We start from the raw sequence: 680 nt of genomic DNA, 5'->3' as shown, positions 1-680 counted from the left end.
ATGTCTGCCTGATCCCGACCTCGGCGCACGGGACCAACCCGGCCTCGGCGCAGATGGTGGGCTGGCAGGTTGTGCCGGTGCAATCGGATGAGAACGGCAATATCGACCTGAATGACTTCCGCGCCAAGGCTGAGAAGCATTCCGATCATCTGGCCGGCTGCATGATCACCTACCCCTCGACCCATGGCGTGTTCGAGACCACCGTGCAGGAGGTCTGCCAGATCACCCATGATCACGGCGGTCAGGTCTATATCGACGGCGCCAACATGAACGCCATGGTCGGCCTGTCGCGTCCGGGAGATATCGGCGGCGATGTCAGCCACCTGAACCTGCACAAGACCTTCTGCATCCCGCATGGCGGTGGCGGCCCCGGCATGGGTCCGATCGGCGTCAAGGCGCATCTGGAAGAACACCTGCCCGGCCACCCGGAATACGGCACCGCCGTGGGCCCGGTCTCGGCGGCGCCCTTCGGCTCGCCCTCGATCCTGCCGGTCAGCTGGGCCTATGTGCTGCTGATGGGCGGTGCGGGCCTGACGCAGGCGACGAAAGTGGCGATCCTGAACGCCAACTACATCGCCGCACGTCTGAGCGAGGCCTACCCGATCCTCTACACCTCCGAGTCGGGCCGCGTGGCGCATGAATGTATCCTCGACACCCGTCCGCTGGACGCCGAGGCGCAT

General features: G+C 65.3%; 1 pseudogene. It reads left to right on the top strand.

The annotated features are described in order from the left end of the window. Positions 1–680, top strand: a pseudogene (locus ACR0DO_RS19520) (glycine dehydrogenase (aminomethyl-transferring)); the annotation flags it as partial.

The organism is Ruegeria sp. AM9, assembly GCF_056540565.1.
Note: the sequence above shows the minus strand (reverse complement) of the source record. Positions and strands in the feature narration are given on the sequence as shown.